The sequence below is a fragment of the Sinimarinibacterium thermocellulolyticum genome, assembly GCF_040327995.1.
Taxonomy (GTDB): domain Bacteria; phylum Pseudomonadota; class Gammaproteobacteria; order Nevskiales; family Nevskiaceae; genus Solimonas; species Solimonas thermocellulolyticum.
Genome location: NZ_JBEPIJ010000006.1, coordinates 1 through 21,292, shown reverse-complemented (window position 1 = coordinate 21,292; position 21,292 = coordinate 1). Strand labels below are relative to the sequence as shown.

27 protein-coding genes and 1 pseudogene are annotated in these 21,292 nt (G+C 64.0%); 16 read left to right on the top strand and 12 right to left on the bottom strand.

The features are described from left to right. Window positions 1-2: 2 nt before the first annotated feature. The gene (locus tag ABSH63_RS06840) at window positions 3-1,217 is read right to left on the bottom strand and encodes a hydrolase (protein WP_352888542.1); all 1,215 of its coding nucleotides are present in this window, start codon (window positions 1,215-1,217) and stop codon (window positions 3-5) included. A 63-nt stretch (window positions 1,218-1,280) separates the two neighbouring features. Here ABSH63_RS06840 and ABSH63_RS06835 point away from each other — a divergent pair, with 63 nt between their 5' ends. From ABSH63_RS06835 to ABSH63_RS06805, 7 genes are all read left to right on the top strand, one after another. Further along, a complete protein-coding gene (locus tag ABSH63_RS06835) occupies window positions 1,281-2,087 on the top strand; it encodes a transporter substrate-binding domain-containing protein (protein ID WP_352888540.1) in 807 nt (268 codons plus the stop codon). Continuing rightward, window positions 2,074-3,036, top strand: a complete 963-nt coding sequence (locus ABSH63_RS06830) for an amino acid ABC transporter permease (RefSeq protein WP_352888538.1) — start codon at window positions 2,074-2,076, stop codon at window positions 3,034-3,036. Before ABSH63_RS06835 ends, ABSH63_RS06830 begins: the two co-directional genes overlap by 14 nt. Continuing rightward, the gene (locus ABSH63_RS06825; protein ID WP_352888537.1) at window positions 3,029-3,772 is read left to right on the top strand and encodes an amino acid ABC transporter ATP-binding protein; all 744 of its coding nucleotides are present in this window, start codon (window positions 3,029-3,031) and stop codon (window positions 3,770-3,772) included. Before ABSH63_RS06830 ends, ABSH63_RS06825 begins: the two co-directional genes overlap by 8 nt. Before the next feature lie 311 nt (window positions 3,773-4,083). Further along, window positions 4,084-4,323 (top strand): FitA-like ribbon-helix-helix domain-containing protein, encoded by a 240-nt coding sequence (locus ABSH63_RS06820; protein ID WP_352888536.1) that lies wholly within the window; start codon window positions 4,084-4,086, stop codon window positions 4,321-4,323. Then, window positions 4,320-4,745, top strand: a complete 426-nt coding sequence (locus ABSH63_RS06815) for a PIN domain-containing protein (RefSeq protein WP_352888534.1) — start codon at window positions 4,320-4,322, stop codon at window positions 4,743-4,745. Before ABSH63_RS06820 ends, ABSH63_RS06815 begins: the two co-directional genes overlap by 4 nt. Before the next feature lie 100 nt (window positions 4,746-4,845). Then, window positions 4,846-5,124 (top strand): hypothetical protein, encoded by a 279-nt coding sequence (locus ABSH63_RS06810; protein ID WP_352888533.1) that lies wholly within the window; start codon window positions 4,846-4,848, stop codon window positions 5,122-5,124. Then, the gene (locus ABSH63_RS06805; RefSeq protein WP_352888532.1) at window positions 5,111-5,437 is read left to right on the top strand and encodes a hypothetical protein; all 327 of its coding nucleotides are present in this window, start codon (window positions 5,111-5,113) and stop codon (window positions 5,435-5,437) included. Before ABSH63_RS06810 ends, ABSH63_RS06805 begins: the two co-directional genes overlap by 14 nt. A 266-nt stretch (window positions 5,438-5,703) precedes the next feature. Here the strand turns inward: ABSH63_RS06805 and ABSH63_RS06800 are convergent, their stop codons facing one another. Then, window positions 5,704-6,282 (bottom strand): hypothetical protein, encoded by a 579-nt coding sequence (locus ABSH63_RS06800; RefSeq protein WP_352888530.1) that lies wholly within the window; start codon window positions 6,280-6,282, stop codon window positions 5,704-5,706. Window positions 6,283-6,334: 52 nt separating this feature from the next. Between ABSH63_RS06800 and ABSH63_RS06795 the strand changes: the two genes are divergently transcribed. From ABSH63_RS06795 to mobF, 4 genes and pseudogenes are all read left to right on the top strand, one after another. Continuing rightward, window positions 6,335-6,604, top strand: a complete 270-nt coding sequence (locus ABSH63_RS06795) for a TA system antitoxin ParD family protein (RefSeq protein ID WP_352888528.1) — start codon at window positions 6,335-6,337, stop codon at window positions 6,602-6,604. 390 nt (window positions 6,605-6,994) lie between these two features. After that, a complete protein-coding gene (locus ABSH63_RS06790; RefSeq protein WP_352888527.1) occupies window positions 6,995-7,210 on the top strand; it encodes an antitoxin VbhA family protein in 216 nt (71 codons plus the stop codon). After that, window positions 7,207-7,392: an AbrB/MazE/SpoVT family DNA-binding domain-containing protein gene (locus ABSH63_RS06785; RefSeq protein ID WP_352888526.1), complete on the top strand. Its 186-nt coding sequence runs from the start codon at window positions 7,207-7,209 to the stop codon at window positions 7,390-7,392. Before ABSH63_RS06790 ends, ABSH63_RS06785 begins: the two co-directional genes overlap by 4 nt. Window positions 7,393-7,469: 77 nt before the next feature. After that, window positions 7,470-8,252, top strand: a pseudogene (gene mobF / locus ABSH63_RS06780) (MobF family relaxase). Here the strand turns inward: mobF and ABSH63_RS06775 are convergent. After that, window positions 8,211-8,552, bottom strand: coding sequence for a hypothetical protein (locus ABSH63_RS06775; RefSeq protein ID WP_352888525.1), 342 nt, complete (start codon window positions 8,550-8,552; stop codon window positions 8,211-8,213). The pseudogene mobF and the gene ABSH63_RS06775 overlap by 42 nt on opposite strands. Window positions 8,553-8,582: 30 nt before the next feature. Between ABSH63_RS06775 and ABSH63_RS06770 the strand changes: the two genes are divergently transcribed. The 3 genes from ABSH63_RS06770 to ABSH63_RS06760 all read left to right on the top strand — a co-directional run bounded on the left by ABSH63_RS06770 (window position 8,583) and on the right by ABSH63_RS06760 (window position 10,399). Then, window positions 8,583-9,014, top strand: a complete 432-nt coding sequence (locus ABSH63_RS06770) for a hypothetical protein (RefSeq protein ID WP_352888523.1) — start codon at window positions 8,583-8,585, stop codon at window positions 9,012-9,014. A gap of 552 nt (window positions 9,015-9,566) precedes the next feature. Beyond that, a complete protein-coding gene (locus tag ABSH63_RS06765; protein ID WP_352888522.1) occupies window positions 9,567-9,896 on the top strand; it encodes a type II toxin-antitoxin system PrlF family antitoxin in 330 nt (109 codons plus the stop codon). Further along, on the top strand, window positions 9,893-10,399 hold the full coding sequence (locus tag ABSH63_RS06760) for a type II toxin-antitoxin system YhaV family toxin (protein WP_352888521.1): 507 nt from the start codon (window positions 9,893-9,895) through the stop codon (window positions 10,397-10,399). The genes ABSH63_RS06765 and ABSH63_RS06760 overlap by 4 nt, the downstream gene beginning before the upstream one ends. 28 nt (window positions 10,400-10,427) lie before the next feature. Here the strand turns inward: ABSH63_RS06760 and gspG are convergent, their stop codons facing one another. From gspG to ABSH63_RS06735, 5 genes are all read right to left on the bottom strand, one after another. Then, window positions 10,428-10,976, bottom strand: coding sequence for a type II secretion system major pseudopilin GspG (gspG, locus tag ABSH63_RS06755; RefSeq protein WP_352888520.1), 549 nt, complete (start codon window positions 10,974-10,976; stop codon window positions 10,428-10,430). Window positions 10,977-11,170: 194 nt separating this feature from the next. After that, window positions 11,171-11,479, bottom strand: a complete 309-nt coding sequence (locus tag ABSH63_RS06750; RefSeq protein ID WP_352888518.1) for a hypothetical protein — start codon at window positions 11,477-11,479, stop codon at window positions 11,171-11,173. A gap of 224 nt (window positions 11,480-11,703) precedes the next feature. Beyond that, complete coding sequence (locus ABSH63_RS06745) at window positions 11,704-12,162, bottom strand: DUF7673 family protein (RefSeq protein ID WP_352888517.1); 459 nt, start codon at window positions 12,160-12,162, stop codon at window positions 11,704-11,706. Beyond that, the gene (locus tag ABSH63_RS06740) at window positions 12,162-12,398 is read right to left on the bottom strand and encodes a hypothetical protein (protein ID WP_352888516.1); all 237 of its coding nucleotides are present in this window, start codon (window positions 12,396-12,398) and stop codon (window positions 12,162-12,164) included. Before ABSH63_RS06740 ends, ABSH63_RS06745 begins: the two co-directional genes overlap by 1 nt. A 428-nt stretch (window positions 12,399-12,826) precedes the next feature. Beyond that, complete coding sequence (locus ABSH63_RS06735) at window positions 12,827-13,132, bottom strand: hypothetical protein (RefSeq protein WP_352888515.1); 306 nt, start codon at window positions 13,130-13,132, stop codon at window positions 12,827-12,829. Between the two features lie 68 nt (window positions 13,133-13,200). Here ABSH63_RS06735 and ABSH63_RS06730 point away from each other — a divergent pair, with 68 nt between their 5' ends. Beyond that, entirely contained in the window at window positions 13,201-13,509 is a 309-nt protein-coding gene (locus ABSH63_RS06730; protein WP_352888514.1) for a hypothetical protein, read from the top strand. A 65-nt stretch (window positions 13,510-13,574) separates the two neighbouring features. Here the strand turns inward: ABSH63_RS06730 and ABSH63_RS06725 are convergent, their stop codons facing one another. From ABSH63_RS06725 to ABSH63_RS06715, 3 genes are read right to left on the bottom strand one after another with little or no spacing between them, the layout of a single operon-like run. Beyond that, complete coding sequence (locus ABSH63_RS06725; RefSeq protein ID WP_352888513.1) at window positions 13,575-16,934, bottom strand: conjugal transfer protein TraG N-terminal domain-containing protein; 3,360 nt, start codon at window positions 16,932-16,934, stop codon at window positions 13,575-13,577. 5 nt (window positions 16,935-16,939) lie between these two features. Continuing rightward, window positions 16,940-18,382, bottom strand: coding sequence for a conjugal transfer protein TraH (locus tag ABSH63_RS06720; protein WP_352888511.1), 1,443 nt, complete (start codon window positions 18,380-18,382; stop codon window positions 16,940-16,942). After that, window positions 18,379-19,497: a replication protein RepA gene (locus tag ABSH63_RS06715; RefSeq protein WP_352888509.1), complete on the bottom strand. Its 1,119-nt coding sequence runs from the start codon at window positions 19,495-19,497 to the stop codon at window positions 18,379-18,381. The genes ABSH63_RS06720 and ABSH63_RS06715 overlap by 4 nt, the downstream gene beginning before the upstream one ends. A gap of 403 nt (window positions 19,498-19,900) precedes the next feature. Between ABSH63_RS06715 and ABSH63_RS06710 the strand changes: the two genes are divergently transcribed. Continuing rightward, entirely contained in the window at window positions 19,901-20,941 is a 1,041-nt protein-coding gene (locus ABSH63_RS06710) for a hypothetical protein (protein ID WP_352888507.1), read from the top strand. 98 nt (window positions 20,942-21,039) lie between these two features. On the opposite strand, the gene ABSH63_RS06705 is transcribed toward ABSH63_RS06710, so the two are convergent. After that, window positions 21,040-21,292, bottom strand: a 253-nt coding sequence (locus ABSH63_RS06705) for a transposase (RefSeq protein ID WP_352888505.1), incomplete at its 5' end; no start/stop codon positions are given.

The window sequence follows — 21,292 nt, the reverse complement described above, 5'->3', positions numbered from 1 at the left end:
GGTCAGTTCCAGACCAGATCGCCGCTGGCACAGCGCAGCAGCAACAGCGCCGAGATCTTCGCGCGCTCGGTCAGCGAGGAGATGCGCATGCGCTCGGCGGCGGAATGGATGTCGCGGCCGACGACGCCGAGGTTGTCGACGTTGGGCAGGCCATAGGCGGCGAGGTTGTTGCCGTCGCAGCAGCCGCCGGTGGGCCTGAATGCGAGCGGTGTGCCGAGCGTTCGGCCGCAGTCGCCGAGCCAGTCGATCAGCGTGTGTGCGCGCGCGTCGACGATCTTCGGCGGGCGCGTGAAGCCGCCGCGCAGCTCGAAGCTCACCCCGTCGCGCTGCGCACGGGTGAGAATCAGGTCGAGCTGCTCCTGCACCCAGCATTCGTCGTCGGGCCGCGCCGTGCGCACGTTGAATTTGAACACGCACAGGTCCGGCACGACGTTGAGTGCACCACCACCGTGGACGTAGCCGACGTTGAGGGTCACGCCGTCGCGCACGCCGTTGAGCGCGTCGACCGCGCGTATCACATCGGCGGCCGCGCGCAAGGCATTGCGACCGTCCTCGGGATTGCGCCCCGCGTGCGCTGCGCGGCCGTGGACGATGACATCGAAGTTGCCGCTGCCCTTGCGTGCCGAGGCGAGCCCGCCGTCGGGGAAGGCGGGTTCGTAGACCAGGCCGAAGTGGTTGCGCGCGGCGGCTTCGCGCAGCAGGGGCGCCGATCCGGCCGAGCCGATCTCCTCGTCCGGGTTCAGCAGCACCTCCCAGCCGATGCGCGCGCGCCACGGGCTGCGCTCGAGTGCGGCGAGTGCGGCCCACATCACCAGCAGCCCGCCCTTGAGATCGGCGACACCGGGGCCGTGCAGGCTGTCGTCGCCATCCTGATGCGCCTGCTGGAACGGGTGGTCGATCGCAAAGACGGTGTCCAGATGGCCGCCGAGAAACACCTGCAAGGGTGCGTCGGGCCGCTGCCGCAACCGCAGCGCCGGGCCGATCGGGCGCTCGCACGGGCGGCCGTCGTCGGCGGTGGCGGTGAAGGCTGGCAGCTCGATCCACTCGTGGGTGCAGCCGAGCGGCGCGAAGCGTTCCAGCATCTGCGCGCCGACCGCGCGCACGCCGGCGGCGTTGAAGCTGCCGGAGTTCTGGTTACTGAGGCACAGCAGCGCGTCGCGCATTTCCGGCAACTGCGCGTCGATCCATTGCAGCCATGGGGTGAACGCCTCTCGCATCGGCCGGACCCGTTCTGCTCTAATCGGGCACTCTACATCCTGTCCTGCACGCCGATGTTACGCATGAGGGGAATCCTGGGGCTGCTCCTGGTCTTGCTGTGCGCGCCGGCACCGGCGAACGATCAGTCGCTGTGGGAAAAGTCGACGCTCAACCGGATCCTCAAGCGCGGCGAGCTGCGCGTGGGACTGGAGGCCGGCTACATGCCGTTCGAAATGCTCGACAAGAAGGGCAACATCATCGGCTTCGATGTCGATCTGGCGCGCCTGATGGCCAAGACGATGGGCGTGAAACTGACGCTGGTCAACACGCAGTGGGACGGCATCATCCCGGCGCTCTTGACCGACAAGTTCGACATCCTGATGGGCGGCATGACCATCACTGCGGAGCGCAACCTGCAGGTGAACTTCGCCGATCCGTACATCGTCATCGGCCAGTCGGTGCTGCTCAACCGTGCGCACGAGGACAAAGTGACCACCTACAGTCAGCTCGACGATCCGCGGTACACGATCGCGACCAAGCTCGGCACCACCGGCGACATCGCCGCGCGGCGCTTCATGCCCAGGGCGCGCATTCGCAGTTTCGAGAGCGAGGCCGAGGCGATGATCGAGGTCCGCAGCGGCCGCGCCGACGCCTTCGTCTACGACCTGCCGTACAACGTCGTCTACGCCGCACGCTTCCCCGACGCCGCGGTGCATCTCAAGGAGCCGTTCACGCGCGAGCCGCTGGGCTGGGCGGTGCGCAAGGGCGATCCGGACTTTCTCAACTGGCTGAACAACTTCCTGCGCCAGATCCGCGACGAGGGCGTCTACGACGCGCTGTATCGCAAGTGGTTCGAAAACACCGCGTGGCTGAAGCATGTCGCCGGCTGATTCCGCAGCACGCCTGCGCACCGCCGGCTGGTACGCGCTCTATCTCGCGGTAATCGCCGCGCTCGGCTACGGTATCTACGCCGCCGGCACGCGGGTGGACTACAACTGGCACTGGGAACGCATCCCGCAGTACATCGTCAGCTTCGAGGGCGAGGACGTCGTCGCGCCGTTCGACGGCTTCGTCAGGCTCGCCGACGACGGCAAGAGCCTGGAGATCGAATCGCTGCGTACCGCCGAGCGCGTGCGCGTGGACGGTTTCGACCGCATGCTGTCCGCCGACGGCGATCTGGTGTTCGAAGGCGATGCCATCGCGATGAAGTCCGGCATCGCCGCGGGACCGCTGGTCTGGGGGCTGTGGGTGACGCTCAAGCTGTCGGCGATCTCGCTGCTGTTCGCGCTGGTCGTCGGCGTCGTCGTCGGGCTCGGCCGCGTCGCCCACAATCCGGCGTCGCGCGCGCTCGCGGCGACCTATGTCGAGCTGATCCGCGGTACGCCGCTCCTGGTGCAGATCTTCATCTTCTATTTCTTCGTCGGCACCGTGCTGGATCTGTCAGCCTTCACGGCCGGCGTCGCCGCGCTGTCCGTGTTCACCGGCGCCTATGTCGCCGAGATCGTGCGCGCCGGCATCGAGGCGGTGCCGCGCGGACAGATGGAAGCCGCGCGCAGTCTCGGACTGTCCTACATGCAGGCGATGCGCCATGTGATCCTGCCCCAGGCCTTGAAGAAGGCCTTGCCGCCGCTGGCCGGGCAGTCCATCAACCTGATCAAGGACTCCTCGCTGGTGTCGGTGATGGCGCTCACCGACCTGACCAAGGCCGGGCGCGAGGTGGTCAGCTCGACCTTCAGCCCCTTCGAAGTCTGGTTCACCGTCGCGGCGATGTATCTCGTACTCACCGGCACGCTGTCGCTGTGGGTGCGCCGCCTCGAACGCCGGCTCGCCCATGACTGAAGTGTTGATCGAGGCGCGCGGCGTCCACAAGACCTACGCCAACGGCGTCGTCGCGCTGGCCGACGTGTCCTTGAGCGTGGCGCGCGGCGAGGTGATCTGCATCGTCGGGCCCAGCGGCTCCGGCAAGTCCACGCTGCTGCGCACGCTCAATGCGCTGGAGCCGATCAGCGCCGGTGAGATCCGCGTGCTCGGCGAGGCCGTCCACGACCGGCACACCGACCTCAATCGCCTGCGCGCGCGGGTCGGTATGGTGTTCCAGTCGTTCAACCTGTTCCCGCATCGCACGGTGCTGGAGAATCTGATGCTGGCGCCGCGCATCGTCGGCGGCCTGTCCGAGGCCGAGGCCGAGGCGCGTGCACGCGCCCTGCTGGACAAGGTGGGGCTTGCCGGCAAGCACGACCAGTACCCATCGCAGCTCTCCGGCGGCCAGCAGCAGCGCGTCGCCATCGCCCGTGCGCTGGCGATGAACCCGCAGATCATGCTGTTCGACGAGCCGACCAGTGCACTCGATCCGGAAAAGGTCGGCGAGGTACTCGACGTGATGAAGGCGCTCGCCGCCGAGGGCATGACCATGTGCGTCGTCACCCACGAGATGGGCTTTGCCCGCGCGGTCGCCAGCCGCGTGGTCTTCATGGACGCCGGCCGCATCTGCCATGTCGACGCGCCGGAACGGTTTTTCAACGGCGCCGGACATCCGCGCCTGGAAGCCTTCCTCGGCCAGGTTCTGCAGGGCTGAGGCGGCATCGACTACCATGCGCGCGGCGCACGCCCTTGTAGCTCAGTGGATAGAGCATCCGCCTCCTAAGGGAAGGCATATGATGCGCAACTGCCTGAAAATACAGACAGGCAACTGAAAGTAAATGAAAAATAGTTTGCGGCAGTTTGCGGCGAGTTGCGTAAATTTGCCCGGATTTGCCGCCTGAAAGCAGATGTGGAGCAGATAAGCCGATCCTTCGGCAGCACTTGAGCGTTTCGCATGCGAAACGATGCAGTCATATCGCTATTGTGCTGTTATTCCCGACAGCAAAACGTATCGGAGACTGCACCATGCCGACCCTGACGATCCGCGATCTGCCCCTGGACGTGCACCAGGCGCTGAAGACTCGCGCACGCGCGCATGGCCGCAGCACGGAAGCTGAGGTCCGCGCCATCCTGCAGGACGCGGCGCGGCCGGAAGGCGATGTGCGGGTCGGCGATCTGCTGGTCTCGATCGGCAAGTCGATCGGCGGCGTCGAGCTCGACATCCGCCGCGACCGCCAGCCGGCGCCCTACGCGGACTTCTCGTGATCCTGCTCGACACGAACGTCCTGTTCGAACCGCTCAAGCCGGCCTACAGCCAGTCCGTGATCGACTGGCTCAACGCGCAGCGGCCGGAAACGCTCGGCACGACCACGCTAACCCTTGCTGAGCTGTACGCCGGCGTCGAGCGCAAGCCGGACGGCAAGGCCAAGCAGCAGCTCCAAGTCGAACTGCGCAGCAAGCTCCCGCTGATCGTCGGCGATCGCGTCTACGCCTTCGACACCACGGCGAGCGAGTGCTACGCCCGCCTGACCGCCGAGACCGAACGCAAGGGCCGGCCGCTCGGCACGATGGATGCCCTGATCGCCGCCATTGCCCTGGCCCGTGGCCTGCCTGTCGCCACGCGGGACGTGCAGCCCTTCCTCGATGCCGGCTTGCGCGTCATCAACCCCTGGGATCACCGCCCCTAAATCGGGTCGGCGTCGTTTCGCATGCGAAACGCCAGTACGGCCGCACTGCGGCATTTAGTGTTATAGTGCCTTCGTATTTTAATATTTAACGGAGGCCGCCATGCCCGCCCTTGCCAGCCAGCCGACCGTCAAGGTGGTCGGCGCCAACGGGACGATTTCCCTCGGCAAGCAGTACGCCGGGCGCCAGGTGCTGCTCGAAGAACAGGAGCCGGGCGTCTGGCTGATCCGCACTGCCACGGTCATCCCTGACAACGAACGCTGGCTGCATCATCCGCAGGCCGCGGCAGACCTGCGCGAGGCACTGGCCTGGGCGCAGGCGCATCCTGTCGCCGATACCGACGATGAAACGCTGAAGCGCCTGCGCGATGAAGGCCGCTGAGCGCGATGCCACGGTCCGGCTGGATCTGAACAACCCCATTTTCCAGCGCGACCTCCTCGGATTGCAAAAGATCGAACGTCACGCCGCGCTGGACATGCTGGACAAGCTGCGCCAGCTCACCTGGAACCAGGTCTATCGGGACAAGGGACTACGCTGGGAGAAAATCACCAGCATCGAGCCGCCCGCCGGCGTCGCCGCCCTCTACAGTCTGCGTATCACCCAGGCACGCCGGGCCGTGGCGTACCGTGACGGCGATTTCATCCGCCTACTCTCCATTCCACCGGATCACGACGCCACCTACGGCAAAAAGTAGCCGTCGGCCGGGCCGCGTCCGTTTCGCATGCGAAACGCTCGCCCCAAGGATGTTCCGCGTGAAACATTGCGCATTTTGCGCATTTTGCGCACTCCGGCGGGGCGGACCCGGCCGCTTGCCGGACCTCGACCATGCGCGCTGCGCATCGAGTACACCGGCTCCGTTGCGCAGGCTGATCTGGCACTGCAGCCCGAACGCTCGAACGATCCCAATGACGCTACATCGGAGCGCACACTTTCGGGGATGCCTTGCCGAAGTGGACCACATCACTCGCCGGCAGTGCCGAGGTAGTCCATGAACCCATGCCGCAGCGCCAGCGCATCATGAAAAGCATTGTGGCGCCGATAGTCCTCGTTGAAGAAGGTATCCATCGCACGCGTGATACTCGGCATGCCTTCGAGCAGCAGCACATCGATGTCGGGTGGCAGCGCCTCGCCGAGCAGAAACGCATCCCCGGCCCAGTCGACGGCGATCGCCGGCGGCTTGCCGGTTGCCCGTCGGCGGTCTGAAAGGAATGCCCGGAGCTGCTTGCGCAACTCGGCCGACGAGCGGAAGCGGGCGGTCGGCGATACGGCTTCCAGGTGCGGTAGCACTTCGTCGATCACGAAGGTCGTGCAACGGCTGCGCAGCTTCTTGTCGAGCGGCCGAACGGCGTACAGGCCCGAAGGCGTGACCGATGCCTCAAGGCAGGTGATGCCCAGCGACAGCAGTTCGGTCTGCTTCACCCAGGCGAATACGCTCTCGGTCGGCAGCGGCAGTCGCGAGAACTCGGTGTCCGCGAACAGGACGTCGAACTCCTGAGCGATGCCGGGATGCGGCAAGATGAAGGGCTTGCGAGTGTCCATGAGACTCCAACGGATCGGCGCTGAGCGCCGCATGTGAGACGATACCAGTGCCATGAAGATCGAACTCGATGACCAGCTTTATGCTCAGCTACGCGACGACGCCGGTCGTGAATTGCGCAGCGTTGACGATCTGGCCGCCTCCTACATTCGGATCGGCCGCACGATCAGCCAATCTCCTTACTTCTCCGAAGAGGACGTGGCGCGCGCGCTGCCGCAGTACGACCCGGACATTGACGAAGTGCCCGACGCCGTATACGAGGCCATCCGCAAGCGCGTGCCGCAGTCGACCGAAGGCCGCGTGCTCAGCTCGATCATCGACTGATCGACCGGGCAGTGCGTCGTGACGCGCGCGCCGACCCCGAGCGGTGTCGGCTCACCGCTGACCATCATCGAGGACTTTGCGAGCGCAAGATCGTTCCGATCCGGACGAGCCGCCGGCGATCACCGTGGGCATTTCGCATGCGAAACGCTGCGGGGCACAGCTCCGGCCGCAGAGACGACAAAGGCCCACGTCACCGTGGGCCTTTGCGCTATCGTATGTCCCTCGGGGGAGGCTTGCGCCAGCAAAGTCCCGAAGCCCGCGATTTGAACCTAGAGAACGTGGCCGATGATGTCAGCGTCAGCCATCTTCGGCTTTTCGGTTTCGTATCGTATTTCGTAGTTGCGATACACAATACGATACGAAACCAGGCCGCCGAACCGGGAAAGCGCCATGAATCACAACTCAGACATCCATCCCGAAGGTGCCCGCGCCGTGGCCCTGGCCGCCGCCGAGCGCAGCAATATCCGCGAGGGCTTGCCGCCATCCAGCATGTTTTCCCGCGATCTCGATGCCAAGCTGATTCGCGGCGAGATCACCTATGCCCAGGCGATCGACGCCCTGGGCAAGCACTACCGGGCAGCAGTAGCGCGATCGGATACCCAATGAGCAGCGCCCGCAAACGCCGGCGCAGCGCGCCGTTGCCGAACTACAACCTCGACGACCTGCTGGCGCGCATCACGCCGGAGAACACGCACCCGGAAACGGATTGGGGCTCGCCGGTCGGGCGCGAATGCCCGAACCCAGGCTGGGATCAACTACCCAAGCAGGCACGTCGGCCGCGTAAGTAAATCGCGCAGCGCGGCCTGCCGCGGTACGATAGCGCGTAGAGCGACGGGATCGGCACCTTGCCAGGAGCAAGCTGCCGATGCTCACGATTTCGCGTCTCCGGGACAGCGCAGCTGCTGTCTCGTACTACGACAAGGACGACTACTACGCCGCTGGCGCCGAGTCTGCCGATGCGCAGGCTGCTGGTGGGGCGCAGCAGCACAGCGCCTGGGGCCTTTCCGGTGCTGTCGAACCCGACACCTTCAAGAATCTCCTCGACGGCAAGCTGCCGAACGGCACCGTGCTGAAGACCATGCCGGGCTGGGATCTGACCTTCAGCGCGCCGAAGTCCGTCTCGGTCATGGTCGAAGCCTTCGGCGACGCGCCCCTGCGCGAAGCGCACGAGCGCGCTGTCGAGAAAGCGCTGGCGCATCTCCAGGAGCACAGCATCGCCTACCGCCAGCGCGGTGGTTGGGGCTGGGAGGGGCGGCAGCGCTAAGGCGACAACCTGGTCGCAGCGCTGTTCCAGCAACACACCAGCCGCAACATGGACCCGCAGTTGCACACGCACGCGGTCGTCGCCAACGTCACGCAGCGGGCCGACGGCCGCTGGGTCGCCCTCGAATCGAAACCGCTCTACGAGGACCAGAAGCTCGGCGGGATGATCTATCGCGCCGAGCTCGCCGCCGACGCGCAACGTCTTGGCTACGCCGTCGAGAAGACGGCACGTGATGGCGGCTTCGAGCTGTCCGCCGTCCCCAAATCGCTGATCGAGACCTTTTCGACTAGACGCGAATACATTCGGCCGCGGGGTTATCGAACGACGCTAGCAGCGACCATTTTACAAACGCTCATCCGCTTGACTGCACCAGTCCTCCCATAACTTCCGGAACGCCATGTCATCGGCGCTTGGCTCGCGGTTGATCTGTTCTTGCAACCAGGCCGCACCGGCAGCCATCGCTTCATCGTAGCTGGGATACTCATTCTCGGTGCCGCACGTCTCAAGGCACCATGTAATGTTGGCCTCCCTGACGTTCACTTCCCACGCCTGACCATTGGGACTACGGCACACGGCAAATGCGAAGTAATCCGGGTTGGCATACAACTCGTCAAAGGCCGCTTGCAACTCGGGACGGAGAGGCGGCATGCCAAGGGCCGTGCCACATTTGCATTGGTCGTTCATGTCGGATTCCTGGCGCAGCACCAGCAGAGTGTGAAGCATTCAGGAAGGCATGACAGCTGGGCCAACCAAAATTCTTCCGAGATTGTCACTGCACCTGCGGATAGCCCTTGTACGGATGAGGAAGGCGCGATCGCGCGCGCGGCGCGCAACACGTGGCTGTTCTCTGCGCGGCTCGGCGAGCGTGAGGCGTGGACTACGCCGCAGTCCAAGGAACAGGAACGCCGCGTGCTCGAAGCGGTTCAGGACGGCCGCGATCCGAAAGACGCCGCCGAGCTGCGCGAGCGCTACGGCAAAGAGGTCCGGGACGTGGCGACGAAGGAAGCCGCCGGCCAGCATTGGGAGCATGCCTACGCCACGACGGTCTACAAGTCGCAGGGCATGACCAAGCAGCATGTCCTGGTCAATGCCGAGGCGAGCCAGAAGGAGCTGATGAGCCAGAAGGCGTTTCTGGTGTCGCGGTAAAGACCCCGCACGGCCGCCCAGCGCACCCAGGACGCGCGAGAAGCACCGCGCTGTCCTTGCCCTCACCAGCTGCCAAAATGCGCGAGAGACGCGCATTAACGAAGGGCCGGAAAGCTCGCGACCGCGCCGCTTTCGGCGGACGCGGGAAGGCGTTCGGGCTTCTTCGGTACAAGGCATTGATTCAGAAAGAATCTATGCTTCCGCCGAACGGCTGGCCTACAGATGTCCTACAAAGGACAGCAAGCCTGTAGGCCGCGTAACAGGCGCTAAGTCAACGACTTAGCGCCGCCCGTAGGGCACGCCACCCGTGCGTGGGGTGTGAGAGAGGATCAGACCGGCGCCGCCGGGGAGTTCCTTTGCTCCACCTGCGTCCAGATGGTCGAAGAGTTTGGTCGTTTTGAGGCGTTGATGCTGTCCAAGCCTGGTCGGCAGTGCTGGCCGAACCGGGACAACGCTCATGTGCAGTCCGGTATCGGCAATGCGAACGCATTGCCATGACAAGGCGATTGCATTACCATCGCTGCATCCATCCCGCTCTGATCGGAGTGCGCCATGCCTGCCGCCCTCGAAGTCGAATCGACGCTGACCGACCGTTACCAGACCACGGTGCCGGAGACCGTCCGGCGCGCCTTGCGCTTGAGCAAGCGGGACAAGATTCACTACACCATCCGTCCGAACGGCGAGGTGGTGCTGACGCGCGCGGAGGAGGCTGACGAAGCCGACCCGGTGCTCGGTCAGTTCCTGGGCTTTCTGGCGCGCGACATCGCCGACCACCCGGAACGCACCCAGGCCATCGACGCTGATCTGGTGCGGCGGCTCCATACGCTCGTCGGCGATGTCGAGGTCGATCTCCATGCAGCGTTGTCGGCGGACGATGAATGACCGGCGGCAAGCCAGCGCCGCTGGTCGTTCACGGCTGGACGATGTTCGCCCACCCGCTGTTCCTCGCACAGCTCGAAGCGCTCGCGCAGCAGGTCGAGGCGTTGAAGCAAAAAGACCCGACCGGATACGTCAGGAAGAACGCCACCAAACGCCTGGCGGCGATCACGAAGCTGGCGTTTGAAGTCATTCCGCAGGACCCGACGCGGTCGGAGTACCGGCAGGGCGGCACGCTCGGGGACGACTACAAGCACTGGTTCCGCGCGAAATTCTTCCAGCAGTACCGCTTGTTCTTCCGATACCACGCCCAGAGCAAGGTCATCGTGTTCGCCTGGGTCAATGACGAGGACACCAAACGCGCCTACGAAAGCAGCGACGATGCGTACCGGACGTTTCGCAAGATGCTCGAAAGCGGCCATCCACCGGACGACTGGAATTGGTTGTTGGCCGAGGCTCAGGCGGAACAGCGGCGCGTTCGGCAGTTCATATCCGCTGGTGCGCGGTAACGGGTCGCGCGTGGCCGGTCGGGCCTATCTATGGAAGATTCCAATTACCGATGTCCTCGGCCGCGCCTTCGCCATCGGGTTTGCCATCGGCACCGAACGAAAATAGATCAAACTCGCTGCGCGTTCCGGGATTGGCATACTGATAAGGATTGCCCCACGGATCGTTCGGAAGGTCTTGGATGTAACCACCGGACTTGTAGTTGACAGGCTTGGGTTCACTGTCCGGTGGATTCACCAGTGCGGCCAAGCCTTGCTCAGTACTGGGGTGGTGGAAGTTGTCCAGCTTGTAGAGGGCCAGCGCGCTTTCGAGCACTCGAATGTCCTGTCGCGCCCGTACGACGTTGGCGCGCTCGGCAATGTCCCGTTCGCGCTGCTGCGCGGCTTGCCGCTGCTCGTCGGTTTCACCGCTCACATCGGCCGCGTTCCAGCCATGCTCGGTGCGTACGAACGTAACCGTTCCGGTCACTTCCGTGGCACCTTTCGCCGGCCGGTCGACGCTCGCCGTGTATGCCAGCTCGTAGGCTTTCACGCCGTTCTTCTCATAGCCCAAGCCGTCGGTCTTCTTGAACGAACGCACCTGCGCTCGTTCTCCCCACTCGCTAGCGACTTTGTCCCGAAATGCGGCCTCGGCGTCGCTCTCAGTAGGGCGATCGTTGCATCCGGCCAAGATCGCAGACAGCGAGACAACAATGACCGCCGGCAGCCAGCGAGCGGGCACTCTCGATCCCATCGGCATCCCCCATTCCCATGATCTGAAACGATGGGAAAAGTCTACAACGCCTCGACCGAATCCGCGATCGGCATGTCCGTCAGACACGGGCGATACTGGTCGTTCACAACGTGAATACTGTGTCGAGAAAAATTCAACGCACAGGCAGGAACCGGAGCGGCCCGGACTATCGTCAGACCTCGCCCGTCACGGCTTATCTTCTCGGACGCGCTGCGCGCGTTCTGCTGCGCTTTCTGGACGATCTCCGGCTTCATCAATGCTGCGATTTGGCGCGTCAGCATGACGTTTCCCAGTATCGTCATCATCATCCGGCGGTGATAGGCCCCGGTCGCCGGGATACGCTGATCCAACGCAGCAATGCGCGCGTGCAGCTGCTGCGCCAGCTCGGCAGCATCGACGGCTTCGCCGACGAAGCATCGAGCCCGCGAGCCAGCAACTCGCGCACCGCCTCTGAGACCGTCCGGCCGTTGCGCCGGGCGTAATCGACGACCCGGCTATGCACCGAGTCGTCTGGATCGCGGACGTGAAGCTCAGGCATGGCCCGAACCACCTTCGTTTCGCATGCGAAACGCTGTCATGCGCAGCAGCCCTCGTCAGGGTGCCCATTCTCGCCGTAGCGCGCCCGGTACAACTCCCGTCCGATTCGGCGTTGCTGAGCAGCGTAGTACAGCCCATACGATTCCAGCAGCGCGTTCAACTCGTCACCGTCGATGACGCCCCACTCGTGGATCTCCGCCTGGCCGAAATGGTCATAGCGCAGAACATCGAGACATGCCGACGCCAACTCACCGTCCAGCGAACGCAGGTCCGTCAGATCGAACGGAAAACGCGGCCCGTTGTAAAGCCCGCCGAGAAATGCCACGAGACGGCGCACCTGGCCGGTTCCAGGATGTTGGCGGATCGCCGCTACGATCCTGTGCAGGCCCTCCATCGCCGGCGCCTTCGCTTTGCCGCGCGTCGCCGCAAGGGCCACCTGCCTGGCCGCGAACTCGGCCAGCACCGGGTCGCAGCGCCACTCTCTTGCCGTCGCCATCATGCGCTCCTGAGCTGGCAGGGGATTTTCTCGATCAGGTCCTGCTCGAACAGCACCGGCAGCTCGCGGATCAGTCGCAAAGCAGCCGCATCGAGCGCAGCGGCGCGCGTGATGTACGTCCTGTCCGTCTCGAACAGCCCGGTATTGTCCACGTCCACGAAGTAAGTCCAGCCGGTCCTGTGCCGCTGCGTCCGAATCTCGATTCGATGCACCTTCAAATCACGCACGTCGTTCATGTCCGTCTCCTATGGCCCTGGTCGCAAGCGCGGCAGAGGTCCGCCGCGCTTGTGATCGGAGACCGATCGCCACGCCGTCGAGCACGGGTCAATGACCGCCCCGCAGGGGCCGCGTAGCGGCTCATCGGCTCGCGGCCGTATACGAGGCGTTGAGCGGTCATTGACGCGCGCGGAGCCAGTGGCACCGAACTGACCCGCGGAGCGACCGAGCCTGGACACGGCGGCGTAGCACCGCCGCGGTGTCCCCCGGTTGGGACGACAGACGAAGCCGCAGGCTTGGTCTGACGGTGCTTCGGCCGAGGGATTGAAGCCCGCAGGGTCGAGACGCACAGCGGCTCGATGCGCAGCACGAAAGCCCGGCGCGCGCAGCGCGTGGCCCCCAGACAACGAGCGCCGACCAACCGGGCCAGGCATCGCACCAGCGTTGCTCAGGCCGCCCGAACGCTCGGAGACATCAGATCAAGCGCCTGCTCTTGCGCCGCTACACGAATGCCCAGCATCAAATCCTGGAGCCGGCGCAGCGGCTCGGCCGCCGCACCGTTGGCCTCGATGTAGTCGGAGAACTCCGGCCACTCGTCCGGCCCAAGCCGCGGCTTGCGCGGAAGCCCGCGGGCAATGCGCTCGCCGACGATTTCCAGGCCGAGAAACAGTGCGGCAAGGTCGTCGGACTGGAGCTGCAAGCTCATCACGCAGATACCGTCGTCCTGCCACTGGTAGGAAGGGATCGAATTCATGGGAGTTTCCCTCTGGGTGGAGTAAAATGGCCCTCAAAGCGTTTCGCATGCGAAACGGGAGGTGTGCCGTGTTCCGCAAAGTTCTGCGCTGGGCCTTCGGTCTGCCACTGCTGATTGGCGGCGGCGGTCTCTTCATGCTTGGCCTTCTGGCCGGCACGGTCCTGGCGGTTCCGGCGGGCCTTGTAGCTGTTGTTGGCTTCTGGCTCATTGCTCCGCACAAGTTCAAGCCGACAGATCGACTCGAAGTCGACGCGCTCGACTCGAGTCCGCACTGGAACGACGTCCACAATCGCACTGGTCCGTACTGGCACGACGTGTACGGCCACAGGCCGTACCCGAGCTGGCAGCCGCCGTACTATCCCGTGCCGCGTGACTAAGGCGTAGTTAACAAATGCCAGTGAGCCATGCTCGCTGGCATTTTTCGTTGCGGTGGACACTGTGATCACCATGACGAGAACTTGTCCTTGACGGCGTCGTAAACCTCGCGACCTTTATCCGCCAATCGATCCAGCTTGTTGTCTGATGCCATAAAGTCGCTCCACTCGCTTTCGCCCTTAGCGCGAGCAGCATCGTCAGCCGTTTCTGAGGTCATCTTGCTCTTCAGATCTTGGTACACGACTTCATTGCTGCCATGCCAACGTTCAGCAATTTCCCGTTCAGCAAGATCCCGTGTGCTGGAGTCCCAGGTATCAGGCGTGCCGTAGCGCTCGTACACAGCATCACGCGCTTGCTGATACCCAGATCCCATGGACCCAGAAAACTCTGTCAGCACATAGTTTTCTTCGGCGCTCCACCCATGTGCGGTTGTATTCGTTCCTGTAACACCGACGTTTAGGCCCAGTGCCCCCATGAGGGCTCCTGTGGCGCCTCCGCCCTTCGCTCCTGGGGTTTCGCCAGCATTCCCATTCGCCCCGAACCCTGCTGTTGTCACGGTATTCCGCTGGTCACTTTGCGACGCGCTTCCTGTCTGCCCTTCAGCGGCCAAACGCTGCGCGTACGCATTCGCGAGCGCCAGGCTGTCCGTTTGATCTAGGCCCGAATGTCCCTCATTCCGGCGCACAAATTCTTGTAGCGTCTGTATGCCGCTCTCGCCACGCATCGACATGCCCTGCCTGACCGCCGTGCTGTCACCCAAGGTCGTGGTATCGCCGCGGCCATAGTTCATGCCCACGGTATCGTCGTGCGTTGCACCGACCTGACCGCTATAACGACCATCGAAGTTGAACGACGCAACCTGGCCGCTCTCGCCAAATCCGACCGCGACACTGAACCCTTTGTCGGCCTTCGCGCGCAGGGCAGCAGCCTGGTCCGGTGGGATGCGACCGTTCTGCTCCGACCAATCCACCACGCGCCGCGCGGCGTCACCGGACAGCGTGCCGCTGAACACGCTGGCGCCTCGCTCATGTAGCTGCGCTAGGTCGGCCGTGCTGTCACCGAACAAGAAGTCCGCCATCTTCTGCTGCGCTGTCGCGCGGCCGAAATCGCCGGCGAGCTGGTTGCGTCCCGTGACGTCTGCCACCGGCGAGATCGAACCGCCACCGAGCTGCTGCGCTGTGGTGCCAATGACGGCGCTTTGCTCCTTGCCGTACTGAGCGCCGGCCGTCATCGCCTCGATGCCGCGATTGCGTAGCGTCGCTTCCGTCGCGCCCGTGGACACCGCCGCATCCACGCCCTGCGCTGCGCCCACCTGTCGCGGATCGAAACCGAACTGGTCGCGGTAGGTATCCAGGCGCCCGATCTGTTCAGACGTACCGGCGCCGTACATATCGCGCGCGACTTCCGGGCGACCGTTCGTGGCGTCGAGCACGCCGCCGAATGACGCCTGGTTCTGTCTGGCGATCGCGCCGATGCCGTCCGCCTGCCCTTTGTCCTCGAACTCCCCAGCGAATCCCCGCTGCACTTCGATGCCGGCAATGCGGCTTTGGCTCTCGAAGCTCGTCGCTTCGAAATACCCGCCTGGGACGTTCTGCTCGGCCCGTGTGCGCGCACCCATCGTGCTGCCGGCCGAGCCGACGGCGCTGGCCTGAGCGACCACCGATGCGGCCGCGCCGAGTGGCATGCCCATCCTGCCCGCATACTCCTCACCGCCGCGCACATTGCCGAGCGCTTGGCCGCCGCTCAATTCGCCGGCTCGATACGCCAAGTCACCCGTGACGCCGCCCGTGACGCCGGCGAGGTAGTCGTACTGCGCGAACTGCTGCTGTGCGCCATAGTTGGCACCACCGACAGCCGTGTCATAGCCGAACTGCTGGACGCGACCCATTGAGCCGGGCGCGTTGACGAGCTGATCCTGCAAGGCCGCCTGCTGCTCAACTTGCAGGCGCTGCTTGCCGGCCGCTTCACCGCCCTGGTTGAAGTCGCCCTGCCACTGCTGGCCCATCGACGTGAAGGCGTAGCTACTCGACAACTTGAACAACCCGCCACAGAGCACCGTTGCCAGCACCATCGCCATCGTGCGCGCCTTTCCGAACACGCCCAGGGCGGCGACGGCACCTTCCGGTGCATTCATGATGGCCTCGTAGCCGAGGAAATGCCGCTTGACCTCCGTGAACGCATCGAAAGCCGCATCCTGCTGCATTTGCACGGCGATCACGTCGCAGATGCCCCAGAGGGCCAACCAGATGTAAAGACCCACCACCACGGCAAGCGCCCGCGTCACCAGCGGCGTTGCCACGAACAGCAGGCAGATCGGCGTGACGCCCACCGCGACGGCGATCATGATGCCGCGCAGGCGTGGTATCCACTGATTCATCGCAGCCGACGCGCCAAATGCTTCGGACATCATCTGCCGGTTGACCAGCGTGTTGATCCCCACGTTGAAGTCGGGATCGTTGAGTGCCAGCGTGATCGACTTGCCCATCATGATCGCGCGCAGCAGCACTTCGGACGTGGCGGTCGGCGAATCGAACTTCGCCGCAGCGTCCTGAAGGATCGTGTCACACGCCGCTACCTGTGCGCCGTCGGACCAGTTGAAGCCGGCCGATTCGCAGGCGGCACGCTTCATCGGATTCATGACCGTGGTGATCTCACCGTTGAGCTTCGAGTCGAGATAGGCCCAGGAATCGGCGCAGCTGCCCGTGACGCCGGCATCGTTGCCTTCCTGGAACCAGACCGTTCCCCAAGCCGGGTGATTCCACTTCGAGAACGCCGCGTAAAGGTCGGAACCGGCCACGCCCTTGACGACTTCCTGCATGCTCGCGCCGTTGTAGCCGGAGCCAATCGCCGTCATGCCGCAATCCTTGAAATACTGCGCCATGCTCCGGTCCAGGTTGTAGAGCGGCGTCGATGCCTTCACCGCACCGAAGATCAGCGAGTAGGAAATGCCGCCGACATCGTCCTTGTAGGGATTTGCGCTGGCGGTATCGACCATCGTCGTCATGCCCTTCTCGACGGTCGAAAGGCCACCGGCGAGCAGCACGATCAGGGCCGGAATGTCCGGTACCGCTTCGGTCTTGTTTCGTACCGGGTCGTAGATTTGCAGGGTTCCCTTCGGAACCACGGCACCCCAGAACACCACCGTGCCGATGAGGAACGGGGCAAACATCGACATCGGATGGGCGCCCTGACCGCCGCGACCGATCGCGTTGGTCCCGAACATTAGCGTGGCGCCGATACCGGACACGGCCACGAAGCACCCGGCCAGGACGATGAACCCTGGATCGGACATGATCAGGCCCAGACGCTTGAACGCCGCCGCCGTCTCGTCGAAGGCGTTGTACGTCAGGTACTCCATCGTCAGCGCATGCGCTGACGCCGGCAGAAACATCAGCAGGACCGGAGCAAACCGCAGTAGCGTGCGCATGACCGTTATCTCGACGCGCTGGTCTTGACCTGCAAGTCGCGCTGCCGCTGATCGAGCATCTGCCGCGCCATCTGGATATTCGCGTTCAGATCCGTGACCTGCGCCGCATAGTTGGACTTCGCCAGTTCGCGGTACTTGAGCGAGCGCTCCGCCATGCTCCGAACCTGCCATAGCGCCGGTTCGATGAATTTTGTGTTGCACTTGTTGGGATCACCCGTCGAGTGCCGTTGCAGCTCCGCAATCTCACTGGCCTTCGACAGCACCAGTGCCGTCATCTTGTGAAGATCGTCGAACATGCGCGCGGCGTATGCTGTGGAGAGCGGGTAGATCAGCGCCTCGACGGTTTCGTTGATGTTCTGCATTGCGGTCGCGTCGCGCAGCAGGTTGTGCAGCGGGAACGGTGCGCGGCCCAGGAACTCCTTGTCCGCTGCCGACAGCAGCTGAGCGCCGCCCGCTGACATTTTCGCAGCGATCGCGGAGAGCTTGTCGGCAATCGCGTTGACGATCGGCGAGGCACCGGCGACCGTGCAGGCGCCCGCCGTGCCACCTGCCACGGGCGCGCGCTTCTCCATCTGTCCGACCACGAGGTCAAAGCCATCGATCTGATCGTTGCCAGCGCAGGGCTCGACGGGCATCACGATCCACTGCCGCGTAGCGTCGTCGTAACCCACGTTCACGTCACCGATCAGCCCGCGCGCAAGATCGGCATAGACGCCAAGGTCCAGCAGCTCGGCCGCGTTGCCGACCACCGAGCCGTTCGTGAACACGGTCTTGAACACGGTTGGGCACTCGGCCATCGCATCCGCCTGGCTAACCGGCGAGATGCCACCCGATGATCGGGTCTGGTCGGCGAAGTCCTGCGTGTTCTTCGTCACGCCTTCCCAGATCGCCTTGCCCTGCGCGGCCTTCTCGCGCATGCCGTCGAACACTGAGGTATCGCCATCCACCGCCAGCGCCGCGACCTGCTTCGCCATGCGGCAGTCGTTGACCTGGATCGAGTTCAGGTAGTCGGTGATCTGCTCCATCGTCTGCATCGCGCTGGAGCACGGCTTGCAGTATTCCTGCATCGCCAGCTCGAAGGCGAAAGCGGGTGCGGCCTGGATGATGCGCTGAAACTTCTCGACCAGGTATTCGCTGTCGAGGTACGAGAACGCGCCGCCGAACAGGTCGATGCCACCACAGCCGGCCTGCATGCGCGGTGGCTGCACCGTCAGCAGGTAATCATTCGTCATGCGCCAGCGGCCGGAGAAGCTGCCACCGTTGTAGTAGCCGCGCTCCTGTGTGTTGAGCGATGACGGGCCGCTGCTCGTGGATTGGTCGAACCAGTCGTCCACCCAATTCTGGGCCATTGCCTTCTGCGGGAGCAGCACCGCCGGCATCGCCGAGAGCAAGAAAAGCGGGGCTGCCAACTTGGTGACCAACCGCCGATACGCATCAAGCGTGTTCATGGAAGACCTCCTGCGGGGAGTTCCCCCGCTTCTTGCGAAGAAGGCGCCGTTTCGCATGCGAAACGGTCGCGGCGTCCAGCCGATGGCTTTTCCACAGCGGCCCGCGCCCTGCTATCGGTATTGCTATAGGGAACAGCTATAGGTTTTAGGGGGGTGGAAATGTCGCGTTCGGAATCGGCGGTAGGGGGTGGAAATGTCGCGTTGGAGGGGGTGGAAATGTCGCGTGGATAACTCCCGCCACTCAGAGGCTTTTCCACAGCAACCAAGGTGCGGGAAACCGGCGGCTTGGATGGCAAGAGCCGAACCCCTCCTGCCACGAGATCAGCATGCGCGTCTGGGTAGACCGCCAGAGCCCGCGCCAGGGCACGGCGCAGGTCCTTCTTGAGATTCCTTGCCGCATGCACGCCTACGCACTCCGATCCGAATTGCTCGCGGAGAGCCAACCACGGAATGAGCGTTGGCTTTTTCAGGCGGTGCAATCGCGCCGACAACCAGGTGTAGCAATCCATTGCGAGCGCCGAGCTCGACAATGCCTTCAGCGCGCGTAGATCAAGCGGAGTCGCGTGATCCAGGAGCCTGCGCAGGAATTCTTCCGACAGCACCAGTACCGGCGACCAGAGTGCGCGCTGGCTGTCATCGTTGCTGATCCATGCCTCGAAGCGAGTGACCGGCTGAAAATTGGAAGTCGAGATGGATCGCCCACGACTCCAACCGAACTGGAGACGGCACACCGCAAGAGCCGAGGCTTGTAGCCGGAGGGCGGCATAGGCGCCGCGCGTTTTTTGCCCGCCATCTGGCGTTTTTCCGAGAAGCCGGAGAAAGGCGGCTGCGCTGTCGCCGATCCAGATATCGGAGCGCCGCTCTCGCACGGCCTGAGTGCATATCCACGCCAGCATGAGCCGCGGAAGCGGGCCATAGGGAACGATTTGCTGCTGCCAGGCGGTTCCTGTCCATAGCCGCCCGGCTTCGATGCGTAGCGACGCATTACCGCTCGCACGCTCGAAGTAGTTTCCGGCCACTCGGGAACGTGGAAGGCCGACGGTGCAGAGCAGCCCATCCAGGAAAGTAAGGTCGTCGCCCAGCGGCGCACCGCCGGCGATCGACTCGGCAGCCACCACTATGCGGCGCTCGACTGCAGTAAGTGGGCTCGGAGCCGCCATAGAATCAGCGTCCAGCGACAACGCGCGGCCTGGAAACCGGGCGCATCAGCTCTTCTATGCGGCGCTGCTCGCGGTTTTCTTGGTCGGCGAGCCATCGCATGACGGCCTCGCGACGCCAACGCAGAGGCCGAGTCCGCCAAGGTGGCGGTACACGATCCGGTGCCCGTGCTCTCAGCGTCAGTACAGTGGCGGGGCTCAGTCCGAGGAGGATGCTCAGACCAGCTACGTCGAGCATGTCGCTGGCGGGATTGTGTAGTGAGTGCTGCATTGCGCCACCTATGTGCGTAGCGGGGGTGGCTCAGGAAGTTATGTGTGAAACCTTGGCAGTACCGACATTTGTCTGTCAGGATTACTTCCCATGCGTGCAGAAGTGATCGAAATGGTTGACGAAGACGCCTCAGCTCCGTTTTGCGCAGCTTGCGGCAGTCTGGTCCAGCCAGCCCGCCGCCAAGATGGCGGTCGCATCCGGCCGCGCCGAAAATATTGCGAGCGGCATTTCCGAACCCCGCCGGGGTTCAATCGGTGGGTGCAGCGGCTCAGCGACGCTGCCGACTCCGCGGGCATTGTTTCGCGGTGGACGAAGCACCTGATCGAGTTGGAGAAGGCCCGCAAGTCGTTTGCATTCGATCGTGATGCACCCCGCCTGCGTCGAGAGGCGCCGCAACGCCTCAATAGCGGTCTGCGGTATTTGGCCGCCGAGTTCTGTGGGGCTGGCCAGGGGACGGGGAAAATAGTTGACCGGGACGTGATGACATGGGCGGCTCGGCTTTGCGGTGCAACCGCGTCGGAGACAGCCCACGCTGTGGGAGCGTCGCGTCGCACCGTCTCTACATCGAACGACAAAGTCACACGGGCTGTCGCACGAGCGGCCGATTTGTGCGGCGACAAGATTGCCGCTGTGCGGGATGCGCTGCTCACGCTCGCAAGTGAGGCGGGCTACCTAAGCGCCTCGCCGGCGTCTCGTTGGGATGCGGCCGAGCTTCGCGAGCTCGCGGCCTTCATTGATGCGCAATCCAAGATGCGCAGAGCGTCGTGGCCCCGGCCGATCGATATACGCCCTACTGTCGAAGCGCTACTGAAAATCGGCCTAGTCGCGCTGATTACCCCAGTGGCGCTTCTCGCTGCATCGTCGGCCGCAGGCTTGCCAGATGCAGCGTTTGATCCAAAAGGATTTCTTCGCCGCCTTGTTCGGCGCTCACGGGTCGGAAAGCCACCAGAACTACGTTCAGTATTGGACGCCTACCTACTTGCAGCCAAGAAGCGCGAGCATGCGAAGTTGCCGTGGGATGAAGATCCCGCATTCGTGCTAGTCACCGGACTTTCTCTAGCCCGGATCCGTCACCAGCGAGCCGATAGACGCGCCTGGAGCACGGGCGGAGGCTTTCTGGTTTCGGAATGACCAATTTGACGACACGGTGAGGGTATTTTCGGCGCTTTGGACGCAGCTCCCCCAACCCCCGTTATTTGTCATCGTGCCGGGGCAGCACTCGGGAGGGGTCATCCGCTGTCGAGCGCGGCGACGACGCCGGCGAAGAGCATCTGCCGCGGATAGCTGCTCGACATCAGGATGCGGACGCGGCGCGTGTTGCGCACGATGGCGGCCCCGATCTTGAACAGCTGCAGGCGGATCGTGTTGACCTGCGCGCGTGCCAGCTGCGTGTTCTTCAGGCCAATGCGCCGGATCGTCTCGACCAGCACGTACGCGCAGCTCGACAGCAGCAGCCGGAATTGGTTGTGCCACCACTTGTGG